This window comes from Neobacillus sp. S1227, assembly GCF_055385255.1.
This window is the reverse complement of the sequence record NZ_AP038276.1, coordinates 4,024,360-4,039,930: the sequence shown is the minus strand read 5'-3', so window position 1 is coordinate 4,039,930 and position 15,571 is coordinate 4,024,360. Positions and strand designations below refer to the sequence as shown.

The following is a 15,571-nucleotide window of genomic DNA, read 5'->3' as shown; positions in this document are numbered from 1 at the left end:
AAAGGCTGACAATACAGTCAGCCTTTCAACATTTATGATTGATTATAATTTAACAACATTAGCCGCTTGAGGTCCGCGGTTTCCTTCAACGATTTCGAAAGAAACTTCTTGGCCTTCTTCTAAAGATTTATAGCCGTCGCCTTGGATTGCGCTGAAGTGTACGAATACATCGTCGCCGCCTTCAACTTCGATAAATCCGAAGCCCTTTTCGTTGTTGAACCATTTTACTTTACCATTTTGCATGTACTTCTTCCTCCTAAGCCTTTCAGAACACCCTCAAACATGGTGCCAAAGAATAAATATTATCATGGAATGAAAACATGAGCATAAGCAAATGTATTCGATTTCATGATGCTTTAAATATACAATAACAAATATGGACAGTCAAGAAAGGGCGGAAGGTTTTTCCTCAAAAATCTAAATGTTTTTTAACTGAAGAAACCTGCTAACTTTTTTGCTAATGGACATAAAACAATCTTTTCTTCAATATGTTAAAGTAATAACTTTTCCATGCTGGGGTGGGGATGTAGTGTTTCGATTTTCAATTGAGGGCGAGGAATGGATATTACGGTTCTCTCCGCAGGTTTCGATTGAAGAAGCTGAAAAACAAGCTATTATTATGTCGTTGCTCCATATCGGGGAGGAGCTTGGAAAATTTCCACATGGCAGCGCCTTTATCATGTTTACGAAGAAAATAGGCGCTATTATATTTGATGTAGAACGAATGCCCTCACTTATCTTAACCGTATCAAATATCATACCGGAAGAGAATTGGTATAGTCAGGAGGGCTGAGTTAAACAAATCAGGGAAATATAATCATAAAAACCCTTTCAGATCTTTTCTAATCTGAAGGGGGTTTTTTGTGTGTGGAATTTTCGTGTACAAACTATACGGGGAAGAGCAATAGATGTAAAATGATAGGCGGAGATGTTTAAACAAAAGGGAGTAATTATGATGTATCTAATCATTGCCGAAAAACCTGATCAAGGCTCTACCCTTGCATCCATCTTTAAACATAAAAGACAAAATGGTTTTATTGAAATTTTTCCGAACGAGCTTTTTCCTGCTGGAGGCTATGTGACTTGGGCCATTGGGCATATTTGTCAATTGGTTCAACCGGAGAAATATCAGCCGGAATGGAAAAAGTGGTCCTTAACGAATCTGCCGATTATACCAGAGCATTTTGAGTATGAAGTGACGAAGGATAAAGCCAAGCAATTTGCTGTGATAAAAAAGTTGGTTTCTGACCCGCAAGTGACGGATATAATCCATGCCGGTGACGCAGGAAGAGAAGGGGAACTGATTATCCGCAATATTTTAAGGCTGACAAATTGCCGTAAACCGATGAAAAGACTATGGATATCTTCTCTTACCCCTAATTCAATACGTGAAGGCTTTAAAAAATTGTTGGAAGAAACAGACACCCGAAATCTTTATTTTGAAGCCTATACCCGGGCCTGTGCAGACTGGGTAGTGGGAATGAATGCTTCAAGGCTGTACAGCCTGCTCCTTCAGAAACAGGGCTTTTCAGATGTTTTTTCGGTCGGCAGAGTACAAACACCTACGCTAGCATTGATTGTTAAGAGGGAATTACAGATTGAAAATTTTAAATCTGAACCGTTTTGGGAAGTGGCAGCACAATTTTTGATAAATGAAAAAAAGTACACGGGCAAATGGCAAAACGACGGCGAAACACGTGTGAACACCAAAGAAATGGCAGAAAAGGTAGCAGCATTTTGCCGGGGGAAGAACGCGGAAGTCGACGATGTTCAATGTGAGCGGAAGGATTTTTTACCGCCTCTTCTCTATAACCTATCCGCGTTGCAAGCTGATGCCAATAAACGTTATAAATTTTCACCGAAAAAGACTTTGGATGTTCTCCAGCAGCTTTACCAAAAAGGATATGTATCTTACCCTCGTTCAGATTCTCGGTATGTGACGAAAGAGGAAGCAGCCAATTTCCCCGATATTCTAAAAAAATTAAGCCATCTAAAAGACTATCAAGGCTTTTTCCCATTACCTGTTGATTCGATTGCAGAGAATAAAAGGTATGTAAACGAGAAAAAAGTGACAGACCACTATGCGGTTATTCCGACTGAACAAATACCGAGTATTGAAAAGTTATCCGCTGATGAACAAAAACTATATGACCTAGTGGTTAAAAGTTTAATTGCTGCCCATTATCAAAAGGCCATTTTTGAATATACGACCGTCATTACGTTAGTAGATGGGCGGGCAAAGTTTGTCTCGAAGGGAAAAGTTCAAATTGATGAGGGCTGGAGGAAAGTCATTAATCAAAAGGAACAGGATGACGAGCCGTCGCTGCCTGCGCTGTCAAAAGGGGAACAAGGCAAAATGATCAAAGTAGAGGTGAAGGAAAGCCAGACACAGCCTCCGAAGCGATATACTGAAGGACAGCTGATTACACTGATGAAGACTGCCGGCAAGCATATTGAGGATAAAGAGCTGGAGAAAATTCTGACCAAGACCGAAGGGCTTGGAACAGAGGCGACGAGGGCCGGCATTATCACCATGCTCAAAGACAGGGCATATATCGAGGTTAAAAAAAATCTGGTTTACGCAACGGCAAAAGCTAAAATTCTCATTGAGGCGGTCGGCAAGGAAATTCTCGCATCGCCGGAAATGACCGCAAAATGGGAGCAGAAGTTGAAGGAAATTTCAGAGGGCTCAGCCTCCCCAAAACAATTTATGGAGCAAACGAAAAAGATGGTTCACTACTTAATTACGACCGGGGTTGATCAGGCGGTTAATTGGTCGTTTTCTAAGGAACTAAGTGAAAATTTCACACCAGGTAAGCGGGGAGCAAAGAAAACTCAGACTAAGCTTGGACCATGTAAGAAATGTAATGGTTCAATGGTCGACAAAGGAAGTTTTTACGGCTGTACGAACTATCAAAAAAATAAGTGTAACTTTACGATTTCGAAAAAAATTCTTGGGAAAAATATTACGCAGAAAAATATAAAGCTGCTTTTGACAGAAGGAAAAACCGAGGTCATTGAAGGTTTTACCAATAATGAGAAAACCTTTAATGCCAGACTGTATCTAGATGAAAAGGAAAACCGAGTGAAATTTATATTTGAAAACGCAACTATTTAACGTTTGGTTAAAGAGTTAGTGTGTTAAAGAATCTTGTCACTCTTATTTTTCTATAGTAAACTTTTAGGTGATTCTGTTTAATGGAGGGTATCGGATGCCAACACCCAGTATGGAAGATTATATTGAACAAATTTATAATTTGATAGAAGAAAAGGGGTATGCCAGGGTTTCCGATATTGCCGAAGCATTGTCCGTTCATCCCTCCTCGGTAACAAAAATGGTTCAAAAGCTCGATAAAGATGAGTATTTGGTGTATGAAAAATATAGAGGTTTCAGCTTAACAACAAAGGGGAATAAAATTGGCAAACGGCTAGTCTTCCGCCATGATTTGCTTGAGCAATTCCTTAAAATCATTGGCGTAAAAGAGGAAAACATCTATAAGGATGTGGAAGGAATTGAGCATCATTTGAGCTGGGATTCCATCGATCGGATCGGGGATTTGGTCCAGTTTTTTGAAGAAGACGAAAAACGGATAGACGCCTTAAGAGAAATTCAGAAATTAAATGAGAATGAATAATGAAAAAAGAGGCAGTCAAATGACTGCCTCTTTTAGCTATTTGGGAAGTATAAATTCAAACTCGCTTCATGAACCGTCCTATCGGACCCGTCATTCGGCGAGTTTTCATTTAAAACAGGTTTGGATATTGGTCAAAACTTTCAGCCTCAGCAGGGCTTAAATAGGCATTTCCGTTTCCATCATCCTGCATTTGTATGCCTGCTAGTAATCCGCTCTCTGCTTCGAGTAATGCTTTCCGATACGATATTACCCGACCCTCAGAGGTAATAAAACTAATAATTTCCCCAAAATAATTGCGGTGAAGTCCGACAATGGATTCTATTGTATTTCCCTCCTTTTCCACCTCTATTTTGGTCATAAGAATCAAAAAAAAACATCGGGAAATCCCGATGCTTTATCCCCAAAAAAATGGGGTTTCCTGATAAACATAATAATTGAGCCAGTTGGTAAAGAATAAATGGCCGTGAGAGCGCCAGCGATTGATTGGCGGCTGGGTCGGGTCGTTATTCGGAAAATAATTTTCCGGCATGTGAATTTCGAGGCCCTTAGATAAGTCTCTGTCATATTCCTGTGCTAATGTATCGGATTCATATTCTAAATGGCCGGTAATCATGACATGCTTTCGGTCTGTTGAGGCGATTAATAATGCGCCTGCATCCTCGGAAGCAGCTAATAATTTTAACTGAGGGTTGCTTTTGATGGCCTCAATTGAAACATCCGTATAGCGTGAGTGCGGTGCATAGAATTGATCATCAAAGCCCCGTAATAAAATATCATTTTGTTCAAAAATTCGATGGGAATAAATGCCGGAGCATTTCCGTGTAAGCTCGAATTTACCAATTCCATAATGATGGAAAAGCGCTGCTTGTGCTCCCCAGCAAATATGTAGTGTCGAGGTAATATTGGTTTTGGTCCAATCCATGATAGTGGTTAATTCCGACCAATATTTAACCTGTTCGAACTCTAATAACTCGACAGGAGCGCCAGTAATAATCATCCCATCAAACTTTTGATTCTTGACTTCAGAGAAAGTTGTATAAAACATCTCTAAATGCTGCTTGCTCGTATGGGTGGATTCATACGAGGATGTTTTTAGAAATTTGACATTAACCTGCAGCGGAGAGTTTCCCAATAGCCTTAGCAGCTGCGTTTCCGCTTTTTCTTTTTCTGGCATTAAATTTAAGATTAAAATGTTTAATGGCCGGATATCTTGGCTCGTCGCCCGCTCATCGTCCATGATAAAAATGTTTTCCTGGTCTAAAACTTCCCGGGCTGGAAGAAGTTTCGGAATGTTAATAGGCAAATGACCATCTCCTTAACAATTAAAAAAGTTATATTCATTAATACAATGGTTTGTAAAAGAAATCAATGAATATTTGTAAAATTTGATAATTCTATTATAAACATTATTCTAATTTCAGAAAAGATAATAATTTGTTCATAATTATCTGTCGGAATGAAGACACCTTTTTGATACAATTTAAAGGTAGTTACTCATTAAATATACAGAATGCGGGGGATTGAATTGGCAATGGAAATTCGTGTAAAATCGGACATTGAAATTGCTCAAGGCTCAAAAATGCTGCCGATTGTAGATGTTGCAAATAGGCTGGGACTTGTAGAAGATGATCTTGAACTGTATGGCAAATATAAAGCAAAGCTTTCTACCGATGCACTTGCCAAATTAAAAACAAAAGAAAGCGGGAAAATTATTCTCGTAACTGCGATTAGTCCAACCCCTGCCGGTGAAGGGAAATCGACGGTCACTGTTGGATTGGGAGATGCTTTGAACCGGATTGGCAAAAAAGCGATAATTGCGATACGGGAGCCTTCCTTGGGTCCGACGATGGGCATAAAAGGAGGGGCAGCAGGAGGAGGCTATGCTCAAGTTCTCCCAATGGAGGATATAAACCTGCATTTCACCGGCGACCTTCATGCTATAACGACGGCAAACAACGCCCTTGCTGCGTTTATTGATAACCATCTTCAGCAAGGAAATAATCTTAATATTGATCCGCGCAGAATTGTATGGAAACGAGCGGTAGATTTAAATGACCGAGCCCTCCGGAAAGTTATTGTAGGTCTTGGCGGACCACTTCAGGGAATGCCAAGGGAGGATGGCTTTGACATTACGGTTGCTTCAGAAATCATGGCTGTATTATGTTTAGCTGCAGATATAAAAGACTTGAAATCACGGTTAGCGAGAATTGTAGTCGCCTATAATTACAATAAGGAACCGGTAACGGTTGGTGATTTAGGGGTATCAGGGGCATTGACTTTATTATTAAAAGATGCGGTAAAACCAAACCTTGTCCAAACGATTGAACATTCGCCGGCCCTGGTCCACGGCGGTCCTTTTGCGAATATCGCACATGGCTGTAACAGTGTGATCGCGACAATGACTGCAGCAAAATTAGCAGATTATGTGGTCACGGAAGCCGGTTTTGGAGCCGATTTGGGAGCGGAAAAGTTTCTACATATCAAATCCAGAACAGCCGGGATTAAACCTGAGGCTGTTGTGATCGTGGCTACCATTCGGGCTTTAAAAATGCATGGCGGTATGGCGAAGCAGGATTTAGCAGAGGAAAATATTCCGGCGCTGACACTTGGTTTTGCCAATTTGCAAAAACATATTGAAACCATTAAAAGCTTTGGGCTGCCGGTTGTTGTTGCCGTAAATAAATTTATCACAGATACCGACCTTGAAATTCAGACACTACTAGAATGGTGCAAACGGGAAAACGTCTCCGCAGCTTTGACAGAGGTTTGGGAAAAGGGAGGCGAAGGCGGAATCAAACTGGCTAATACCCTTTTGTCTGTTATCAGTAAGGAGAAAAACAATTTCCACCCTTTATATGACATGGCAGACCCGATTGATAAGAAGATAAGAACAATAGTCCAAAAGGTTTACGGCGGCAAGGATGTCGAGTTCTCGCCGAAAGCGAAAAAACAAATGCAGGATTTTGAAAAAAATGGCTGGTCCTACTTAGCGGTTTGTATGGCGAAAACGCAGTATTCCCTATCGGACGATCCAGCAAAGCTTGGCAGACCATCAGATTTTACCGTTACGGTAAGGGAATTTAAACCATCAATAGGTGCAGGATTTATCGTTGCTTTAACCGGTGAGGTTATGACAATGCCAGGACTGCCAAAAAAACCTGCTGCCTTGAATATGGATATAGATGAAAATGGGAATGCAGTAGGTCTATTCTAAAGGAGTCGAAGCGCATTATGTTTGATCCAACAGCCTTTGATAACATAAAAGTCGTTATCGAAGGCGCCCTTTATGATTTGGATATCAGCGGTGAAATCGTGATTACTGACAGGGACGATTGGCTAAATCTGGCGAAAATGTCCCGCTTGTTTACGATCAGCTTTGTTTTGCCTAATAGCAGCGCACCCATTTCGGCAAAAATGGAGCTGGAAGCAAAGCTTCGTAATTTGGCGGCAGAACTGCTCCCTGAATCTCTCTCCGAAAAGCATGCTGGCTGTTATGTCAGGCTGCAATTTTTACTTGAAATGACAGATAATCATTGTGATTATTCTTCGATTAATAAAATTTTCCAAAATATTTGGGGGAAAACAAGGAAAATCACCCAGTCTGTTGAATATAACCCTTTAGAAAAGTCAAAAAATATCAGCCTCGTCATTTCCGTTGACTTTGAGAGGATTGTCAAAGAGGAGCAAATGGAGGACATTGCTGAGATGACAGAATTTATGATTGCCACTTTGCAACAACTTGAGGAGTACGGAAGTGGCAGCTAAAGGGGGAGAATGGGATGTCGATCTATCAGTTTAAGGTACAAGACATAGATGGAGAGGAAATATCACTAAAGCAATTTGACGGGAAGGTTCTGCTCATTGTCAACACTGCTAGCAAGTGCGGTTTTACACCTCAGTATCGGGAGCTTCAAGGACTTTATGAAGCGTATAAAGAAAAGGGTTTTTCTGTTCTTGGTTTTCCGTGCAATCAGTTTATGAGTCAGGAGCCTGGGACCGAAGCGGAAATTAAATCCTTTTGCGAATTAAATTACGGCGTCAACTTTCCGATGTTTGCAAAGGTCGATGTAAATGGCGTATACGCTCACCCGCTATTCGTCCATATTAGAAAGCAAACACCGGGAATCTTGGGATTTAATACAGTCAAGTGGAACTTTACGAAATTTCTTATTGACAAAAAGGGAAATGTTGTAAAACGATTTGCACCGACCGTAAAGCCAAGTGAAATAGCTAAAGATATTGAAGCACTACTCAGCTAATGACAAGCCGGCATTTTGCCGGTTTGTTTTTTTAGGCATTATCATTATTTACAATATTTCGAATTACAGTTACTATTAGTAGTAGGTACTAATTATTAAATCAAGGGGAGATTTCCGTGGTTAAAACGGCGTGGGTGACTGACAGTACGGCTTATTTAGATGAAGAATTAAGAAATCATCCTGATATATATAGCGTTCCATTATCCGTTATTCTTGACGGGGAGGTATTTGCGGATGGGATTGACTTGACCTCACATGAATTGTTTGAGAAGTTAAAGCACCTTAAAAGCCCTCCAAAGACATCCCAGCCTTCAGTTGGGGCTTTTCAGGAAGTGTTCGAAAGGCTTTCTAAAGATTACGACCAAATCGTCGCTGTCCATCTTTCCGGGAAGCTGAGCGGTACAGTATCTTCCAGTGAGCAGGCATCAAAGCTCGTGGATATCCCAGTAACAATTTTTGATTCCAATATTCTTACCCTGCCAATGTCGGCATTGATGAAAAAAGGGATGGAATTATTGGCGGAAGGTCTTAATTTGGAACATGCCATCAAACAATTGGAAGAGATAAGAGATACAAACGAGACATACGTATTGGTTGGAAGTCTCGAGCAGCTTCACCGAGGCGGCAGAATGTCAGGCGTGCAATTTTTCTTAGGGAGCATGTTAAATGTAAAGCCTGTGATTTCATTCGATAACGGGGCTTTGTATGTGAAGGAAAAAGTCCGGAGCGAAAAAAAGGCCAAGGATAAAATTCTCGAATATTTTAAACAGTCTTATGAAAAGCATCACTTTAAAGAAGTGTATTTATTGTATGGTCTACATGAAGAGCATACAGTTGATTGGCGGCAGGAAATTCAAGCACAGTATCCGGAACTGAATGTGCTTGATGCACCATTAGGTGCCGTCATCGGTGTTCATGCTGGGGAGAACACCCTCGGCATCAGCTGGTTTAATGGATTAAGATAAAAATGCTATAAAAAGATAACCTCGCTTTTTCGGGGTTATTTTTTCTTGTTTGGCTGATATTCGTGTTAAAATAGCAAGGATAAAGGCAGGTGTTAAAATTGAGATACAAAATTATTAAGCAGACGGAAGAATTTGTCCGCAATGAATTAGGTGAGGATTCAACCGGTCATGACTGGTTCCATGTGGACCGTGTCAGACGGAATGCCATACATATTAGCAAAGCAGAACAGCAGGGCGACCCATTTATCATTGAAATGGCTGCCTTGCTTCATGATATTCCTGATGAAAAGCTGAATTACAGTAAAGAAGCCGGGAAACAGAAACTTGAGAGCTTTTTGGAGACAATCCCCCTCGAGGAAGCCGAAAAAAATCACATTAGGGAGATTATTTTTTCTATTTCCTATAAAGGCGGTCATGGCAGCAAACTTATGTCGGTAGAAGCTGAAATTGTTCAGGATGCAGATCGGCTGGACGCCATCGGCGCGATTGGCATTGCAAGAGCCTTTGCTTACGGCGGCAAAAAAGGGCAATCCATCTTTGACCCCGCTATCAATGTGAGGGAAACAATGAGCCAGGAAGAATATCGAAAAGGAAAATCAACGAGCATCCATCATTTCTATGAAAAATTATTAAAATTAAAAGATTTATTGAATACCGAGACGGCAATACAAATGGCGGAGCCAAGGCAGCAAATGATGCAATTGTTTTTAGAACAATTTTACCGTGAATGGAATGGTCAACAATCATGAAAATGCTGACAGTCGAAAATGTTTCAAAAACATACGGAGAAAAGCAATTATTTTCTAATATTTCGTTTACCATCGGCGAAAAAGAACGTGCCGGACTGATTGGGGTGAATGGTACCGGAAAATCTTCATTGTTAAAAATCGTGGCAGGTTTGGATGTGCCTGATGAAGGAAAAATCATTTCTGGTAAAGATTATTCCATTGCCTACCTGTCGCAGCATCCTGATTTTGAGATGGACCGGACAATATTAGAACAAGTTTTTCACGGGGATGCGCCAATCCTTAAGCTGATGCGGGATTATGAAAATATATTAATGGAGCTAAATGCTGCACCAAATGATGCGAAACTTCAGGAGGAACTTTTCCGTTTGCAAAAGCAGATGGATGCTTTGGACGCTTGGGATGCAAGCACAAATGCCAAGTCTGTTTTAACAAAATTGGGCATTGAAGATTTTACCCAAAGAGTTGGCAGTTTGTCCGGCGGCCAGAAGAAAAGGATCGCGTTGGCACAGGTATTAATCGCTGAACCTGACTTGCTCATTTTGGATGAGCCGACAAACCACCTTGATTTTGACAGTGTTAAGTGGCTTGAGGATTACTTGAGCCGATATCGGGGCTCTATTCTCCTCGTCACCCATGACCGCTACTTTTTGGATCGGGTTACCAATAGGATGTTTGAGCTTGATGGCGGCAATTTATATAGCTATAAAGGCAATTATGCCGCTTTTCTGGAGGCAAAAGCGATCCGCGAGGAAAATGAGGCGGCCACATATGAAAAAAGAAAGAACCTGTTCAGACGAGAACTGGAATGGATTCGGCGCGGGGCAAAAGCGAGGACGACGAAACAAAAGGCTCGGATTCAGCGTTTTGAAGAGCTTGACGAAAAGCTCTCAGGCGGAAAGTCGTCAGGTGAAAAGCTTGATATTTCTTTGAATGGCAGCCGCCTAGGCAAGCAGGTATTTGAACTAAAAGATGCATCCAAGCGGTATGGTGCAAAGGCAATTCTCAACCATTTTGATTTGCTTGTCAAACCGGGCGACAGAATTGGCATTATCGGTAGGAATGGGACTGGTAAATCGACGTTATTAAATATCCTCGCTAAGCGCATCCCTCTTGATGAGGGAGAGTTTAATATGGGTGCTACTGTGAAAATCGCCTACTATACCCAAGAAGGCGAGGATATGGACGAAAATAAGCGGATGATTGATTATATCAAGGAAACAGCACAAATCGTTGAAACATCAGACGGGAAGACGATTTCTGCGGCACAAATGCTCGAGCGCTTTTTATTTCCTCCATATACACATGGGACACCAATCCGCAAGCTGTCTGGCGGGGAGAAACGCCGTTTGTATTTATTGAAAATCCTGATGACCGCACCGAATGTATTGCTGCTTGATGAGCCGACCAACGATCTTGATACGCAAACATTGACGGTTTTGGAAGACTACCTTGAGGAGTTTCCAGGTGTCGTGATTACTGTTTCCCACGACCGCTATTTCCTTGATAAAGTTGCCGAACAGCTTTTAGTTTTACAAGGTGAAGGGCAGATTGATTTCTTTTTTGGGAATTATTCGGAGTATTTGGAAAAGGAAACGGCTGCCAAGGAAGTTATTAAACCGGCATCCACTCCCACTCCTGCTTCAAAAGCCCAGGAAAAGGAAAAAAAGAAGAGATTGACCTTTAAAGAGAAAAAAGAGTGGGAAGAAATTGATGAGATTATTTCCAAAACTGAAGCGAGCCTTGAAGAAATTGCGACCGAAATGGCGGGAGCGGGCAGCGATTTTTCAAAATTGCAGGATTTAATGAAAAAGGAAACTGAGCTAAACGAAAAATTGGAGTATTTAATAGAAAGATGGTCATACTTGGCCGAAATAGCTGAAAATGAATGAGGGTGCGCCGCGAAGGCGTGCTCTTTTTTTGCTGCTCGGAAATATTACTGCGAAAATTTATAGGATATCTACAATTTTGGGAATATATCTACAAAATATAAGAAGGAATCTACAAATTTTTAATGGATATCTACAATTACCTTGTAAATGGAAAATTAGAACTAGCCATTTAGTAGGCATCTTACATGAATATACTTCCCTCATTATGTTAAACTTGTTAAAGAAAACATATGAATAAGGTGAGTATGTTGAAAATTAAGTCAATTGAACCAACGCCAAGTCCGAATACGATGAAAATCCTTCTTGACCATGAACTTCCGATGGGCAAGAGCCATAATTATAAAAAGGAAACAGCGCTGGATGCACCACCGGTTATTCAAGCCGTCTTGCAAATAGAGGGTATTAAAGGCGTGTATCATGTGGCAGACTTCCTTGCTGTTGAACGCAACGCTAAATATGACTGGAAGGAACTTCTACCAAAGGTCCGTCAGGCATTCGGTGAAGATACTGACAAAATCGCAAACACTGCAAAAGCAATCAACGACCATTTTGGTGAAATCAAAGTTGAAGTGCAAATGTTCAAGGGGATTCCTCTTCAGGTTAAGCTGACCGATGGCACTACTGAAAAAAGGTTCGGAATGCCGGACTACTTTTTAAAAGCGCGGGAAAATGCCCAGCTTCAGGAGGATAATTATATTTTACTTAGGAAATGGGATAATCAAGGAGTTAGGTATGGTGAAATGGATCAGGTTGGGCCGGAGGTTGTCGAGGAACTAATCGCGGCTTATCCAGTACAGCGCCTTGAAGAACTTGTCCAAAAAGCGCAAGCTCAATCGGAGCAAAAAACAAAGCCGATGCGCCGTAAAGTGATGGCTGACGACTTGAGTAACCCTGATTGGCAGATACGCTACCAGCTGCTTGAGCAAATGGAAGATCCAGAATTGGAGGATTTGCCAATGCTCGAAAAAGCACTCTCTGATGAAAAGCCGTCTATCCGCAGACTTGCCACTGTTTATCTTGGAATGATTAAGGACCAAGCGGTATTGCCGCTGTTATACCGCGCTTTAAAAGATAAAACCGTAACCGTCCGAAGAACAGCAGGCGATTGCTTATCGGACCTCGGCTTCCCCGAAGCACAGGACGAAATGATTGAAGCCTTAAAGGATCAAAGCAAATTGGTTCGCTGGCGGGCCGCCATGTTCCTTTACGAGGTAGGGGATGAAAAGGCGCTTCCGGCTTTGAAGTCTGCTGAAAATGACCCTGAATTCGAGGTAAGCATGCAAATTAAGATGGCAATTGAGCGAATCGAAGGCGGGGAAGAAGCAAAAGGCTCCGTTTGGAAGCAAATGACGGAAGCAAGAAAATCGGAAGAGTAAATTTGCTAATACTAAAATTTATGGAGGTTATATAATATGTCAAATGCTTATGAAGAATATATGAGGCAAATGGTCATGCCAATGCGTCAGGAGTTAACAAACGCTGGCTTTGCCGAACTAACAACGTCAGAAGACGTTGAAAAATTTATGGAAAACGCAAAAGGCACAACACTGGTCGTGGTGAATTCTGTTTGTGGCTGTGCCGCTGGATTAGCACGCCCGGCTGTAACACAGGCAGTTTTAAACAGTGAGAAAAAACCAGATCAACTAGTTACCGTTTTTGCTGGCCAAGACAAAGAAGCAACAGCAAAAATGCGCGAGTATTTCGAAGGAATTGAACCATCCTCACCATCTATGGCCTTATTAAAGGACAATAAAGTCGTACACTTCATTCCAAGACATGATATTGAAGGAATGCCGATGGAAACCGTAATGCAAAATATATTAGGAGCATTAGAAGCTCATTGCTAAAACTTTTAGTGGACGTGCGAAAGCCGTCCTTTTTTACTACTAAATACACAATAGGATGGAATACCATGTTTATTACCACTTCGGGCAGAGCGAATCAGCAAAAAAAAGAAGAAGCCATCAAGATTTCAAAGCTTTTGGATGCACCCTATATCCCCCGCAGGAAAAAATCCATTAGTCAATTACAAAAAGAAGCAAACAGCGATTGTCTTGTAGTAGGCAAAGAACGTTTGGAATTACATAAGGCAGAATTTGCTGAGCCTTTTTTCTTTCACCCGAACTCCGCAATGTTCCGCATCAAACGTCTCCTTAGAGGAGAGCATGACCCTTTTGCCGATGCTGCCAAACTGGAAAAAGGGATGAACGTTTTAGATTGCACTCTTGGACTCGCCGGAGATGCAATAGTTGCAAGCCTTCTCGTCGGTAGTGAGGGAAATGTCACAGGACTAGAAGGGCAAAAATTTTTGGCCTACGTTGTGAAGGATGGTCTCCAATCGTGGGATTCCGGCATCATGGAAATGAACCAAGCAATGAAAAGAATCACCGTCATAAATTCCAATGCCCGTGACTATTTAAAGCTGCAGGCAGAATCCTCTGTCGATTGTGTCTATTTTGACCCGATGTTTGAAGAAAGTATAAAAGAGTCTGAAGGAATTAAGGCTTTAGGGCAGTTTGCCATTTACGGCGAGCTGGGCATGGAAACAATTAACGAGGCGATCAGAGTGGCCAGACATCGCGTTGTCTTAAAAGACCATTACAAAAGCTCAAGATTTGAAAAATATGGCTTTCAAGTGATAAGAAGACAAACTGCAAAATTTCATTTTGGTTTTATTGAAAAATAAATCCGCTTTTCTATTTCTGGAAAAAAGTAGTATACTTATTAATAGAGATTACATATTTTTTTACAGGGTAAAGGTGATCCGAGGATGAAAAAATGGGTTCGTAAATCACTTTTTGTTTTTATATCGATTTTAACTTTTGGTCTCGTCACACCTGCGCAGTTAATGAATGCTGTCAATGCCGAGACGCCAAAGGATCAGGATGTTTTCGAAATTCCTGCGAGGGAGGATGGGTATTCTCAGGGTTATTTTGGTGAAACAGAGTTTAATAGACAACACTTTATGCAAGAAATAATGCAGCAGGCAGAAATCCAATCCTATCAAAAATTCGGGCAAAAAATTAAGCCGGTAATCGAAAATGAGTTTCGTGACGTTATTTTGCCAAAAATGGAGGCTGCGATTGAACAAACTGCTCTTCAATTTCCAGAGGAAGACCTAAAAAATCTTGTGATTACCGAGGAACCTGGAGCAGGATATTCTGAAAAGATTTTTCATATAAAAAATAGCCAAACAGGGAAAGATATTTTACGATTCCATGTAAGAAGAGATTTGCCGCCGCAATCCGGATACTGGTTCAATTTCCACTATCATACATTTAAAGATCATTTCCAAACCCACCATAACCTTGGAGCTATCTATTGGGCTAAAAACACACCCCCAAAATGGATGAGCTAATATCTGAAAAATTTTTTATAGTAAAATTGAAACCTTTTTAAGAAACACTCGTAAATAAACTATTACGCAATTAGGAGGAAAGAAAAATGGCAATTAGTTTAGCAAAAGGACAAAAAGTTGATTTAACAAAAACAAATCCTGGCTTATCAAAAGTTGTTGTCGGACTTGGATGGGATACCAATAAATATGATGGAGGCAATGACTTTGATTTAGACTCTTCCGTGTTTCTATTAGGTGAAAACGGAAAAGTCACAACAGAATCAGATTTTGTATTTTATAATAATCCGCAAGGTGCGGGTGGTGCAGTCGTACATACTGGGGATAACCGGACCGGTGCAGGTGATGGAGATGATGAGCAAGTAAACATTAATTTATCGGCTATTCCAGCCAACATCCAACGGATTGCCTTTACGATTACAATCCATGATGCTGCAACCCGTAATCAGAACTTTGGACAGGTTTCAAACGCATATGCACGTATTTTCAACGAAGAAACTGGCCAAGAATTAATTCGCTATGATTTAGGCGAAGATTTCTCCATCGAAACAGCCATTGTTGTTGGAGAATTATATCGTCACAATGGCGAGTGGAAATTCAGTGCAATCGGCAGCGGCTACCAAGGCGGGTTAGCGGCGCTGGCAACTGACTTTGGCCTGCAGGTCGGTTAATTATTAGAGAACAGAGACCCGGCGCTCGCTGGGTCTTTTTAACAAAAA

Annotated in this window: 17 protein-coding genes; 14 read left to right on the top strand and 3 right to left on the bottom strand. The window is 41.1% G+C overall.

Annotated elements, in window-relative coordinates; translation table 11 throughout:
* Window positions 1-42: 42 nt before the first annotated feature.
* Complete coding sequence (gene cspD / locus ACZ5AE_RS20210) at window positions 43-243, bottom strand: cold-shock protein CspD (protein ID WP_023627628.1); 201 nt, start codon at window positions 241-243, stop codon at window positions 43-45.
* 286 nt (window positions 244-529) lie between these two features.
* Here cspD and ACZ5AE_RS20205 point away from each other — a divergent pair, with 286 nt between their 5' ends.
* From ACZ5AE_RS20205 to mntR, 3 genes are all read left to right on the top strand, one after another.
* Window positions 530-793 carry a hypothetical protein gene (locus ACZ5AE_RS20205; protein WP_464566367.1) on the top strand — a complete coding sequence of 88 codons (264 nt, stop codon included), beginning with the start codon at window positions 530-532 and terminating at the stop codon, window positions 791-793.
* Window positions 794-955: 162 nt separating this feature from the next.
* Window positions 956-3,118 carry a DNA topoisomerase III gene (locus ACZ5AE_RS20200; RefSeq protein WP_464573680.1) on the top strand — a complete coding sequence of 721 codons (2,163 nt, stop codon included), beginning with the start codon at window positions 956-958 and terminating at the stop codon, window positions 3,116-3,118.
* A gap of 94 nt (window positions 3,119-3,212) precedes the next feature.
* Window positions 3,213-3,635: a transcriptional regulator MntR gene (gene mntR / locus ACZ5AE_RS20195; RefSeq protein ID WP_464566366.1), complete on the top strand. Its 423-nt coding sequence runs from the start codon at window positions 3,213-3,215 to the stop codon at window positions 3,633-3,635.
* Between the two features lie 109 nt (window positions 3,636-3,744).
* On the opposite strand, the gene ACZ5AE_RS20190 is transcribed toward mntR, so the two are convergent.
* Together ACZ5AE_RS20190 and metA are read right to left on the bottom strand one after the other, a co-directional pair.
* Window positions 3,745-3,993 carry a DUF3892 domain-containing protein gene (locus tag ACZ5AE_RS20190; RefSeq protein ID WP_464566365.1) on the bottom strand — a complete coding sequence of 83 codons (249 nt, stop codon included), beginning with the start codon at window positions 3,991-3,993 and terminating at the stop codon, window positions 3,745-3,747.
* Window positions 3,994-4,029: 36 nt separating this feature from the next.
* Window positions 4,030-4,938, bottom strand: coding sequence for a homoserine O-acetyltransferase MetA (gene metA, locus ACZ5AE_RS20185; RefSeq protein ID WP_464566364.1), 909 nt, complete (start codon window positions 4,936-4,938; stop codon window positions 4,030-4,032).
* 228 nt (window positions 4,939-5,166) lie between these two features.
* Here metA and ACZ5AE_RS20180 point away from each other — a divergent pair, with 228 nt between their 5' ends.
* The 11 genes from ACZ5AE_RS20180 (at window position 5,167) to ACZ5AE_RS20130 (ending at window position 15,523) form a co-directional block, all read left to right on the top strand.
* The gene (locus tag ACZ5AE_RS20180; RefSeq protein WP_464566363.1) at window positions 5,167-6,849 is read left to right on the top strand and encodes a formate--tetrahydrofolate ligase; all 1,683 of its coding nucleotides are present in this window, start codon (window positions 5,167-5,169) and stop codon (window positions 6,847-6,849) included.
* 17 nt (window positions 6,850-6,866) lie between these two features.
* On the top strand, window positions 6,867-7,400 hold the full coding sequence (locus tag ACZ5AE_RS20175) for a hypothetical protein (RefSeq protein ID WP_464566362.1): 534 nt from the start codon (window positions 6,867-6,869) through the stop codon (window positions 7,398-7,400).
* 14 nt (window positions 7,401-7,414) lie between these two features.
* Window positions 7,415-7,894 (top strand): glutathione peroxidase, encoded by a 480-nt coding sequence (locus ACZ5AE_RS20170; RefSeq protein ID WP_464566361.1) that lies wholly within the window; start codon window positions 7,415-7,417, stop codon window positions 7,892-7,894.
* Between the two features lie 116 nt (window positions 7,895-8,010).
* On the top strand, window positions 8,011-8,859 hold the full coding sequence (locus tag ACZ5AE_RS20165; protein ID WP_464566360.1) for a DegV family protein: 849 nt from the start codon (window positions 8,011-8,013) through the stop codon (window positions 8,857-8,859).
* Window positions 8,860-8,957: 98 nt separating this feature from the next.
* Window positions 8,958-9,608: an HD domain-containing protein gene (locus tag ACZ5AE_RS20160; RefSeq protein ID WP_464566359.1), complete on the top strand. Its 651-nt coding sequence runs from the start codon at window positions 8,958-8,960 to the stop codon at window positions 9,606-9,608.
* Window positions 9,605-11,497 carry an ABC-F family ATP-binding cassette domain-containing protein gene (locus tag ACZ5AE_RS20155; RefSeq protein ID WP_464573679.1) on the top strand — a complete coding sequence of 631 codons (1,893 nt, stop codon included), beginning with the start codon at window positions 9,605-9,607 and terminating at the stop codon, window positions 11,495-11,497. The genes ACZ5AE_RS20160 and ACZ5AE_RS20155 overlap by 4 nt, the downstream gene beginning before the upstream one ends.
* 248 nt (window positions 11,498-11,745) lie before the next feature.
* Window positions 11,746-12,873: a conserved virulence factor C family protein gene (locus tag ACZ5AE_RS20150; protein ID WP_464573678.1), complete on the top strand. Its 1,128-nt coding sequence runs from the start codon at window positions 11,746-11,748 to the stop codon at window positions 12,871-12,873.
* 36 nt (window positions 12,874-12,909) lie between these two features.
* Window positions 12,910-13,344, top strand: a complete 435-nt coding sequence (locus ACZ5AE_RS20145; RefSeq protein WP_464566358.1) for a BrxA/BrxB family bacilliredoxin — start codon at window positions 12,910-12,912, stop codon at window positions 13,342-13,344.
* Window positions 13,345-13,409: 65 nt separating this feature from the next.
* Window positions 13,410-14,183 carry a class I SAM-dependent methyltransferase gene (locus ACZ5AE_RS20140; RefSeq protein WP_464566357.1) on the top strand — a complete coding sequence of 258 codons (774 nt, stop codon included), beginning with the start codon at window positions 13,410-13,412 and terminating at the stop codon, window positions 14,181-14,183.
* Window positions 14,184-14,267: 84 nt separating this feature from the next.
* A complete protein-coding gene (locus tag ACZ5AE_RS20135) occupies window positions 14,268-14,855 on the top strand; it encodes a YpjP family protein (protein ID WP_464566356.1) in 588 nt (195 codons plus the stop codon).
* 86 nt (window positions 14,856-14,941) lie between these two features.
* Complete coding sequence (locus ACZ5AE_RS20130) at window positions 14,942-15,523, top strand: TerD family protein (RefSeq protein WP_464566355.1); 582 nt, start codon at window positions 14,942-14,944, stop codon at window positions 15,521-15,523.
* The last annotated feature ends 48 nt before the right edge of the window (window positions 15,524-15,571 follow it).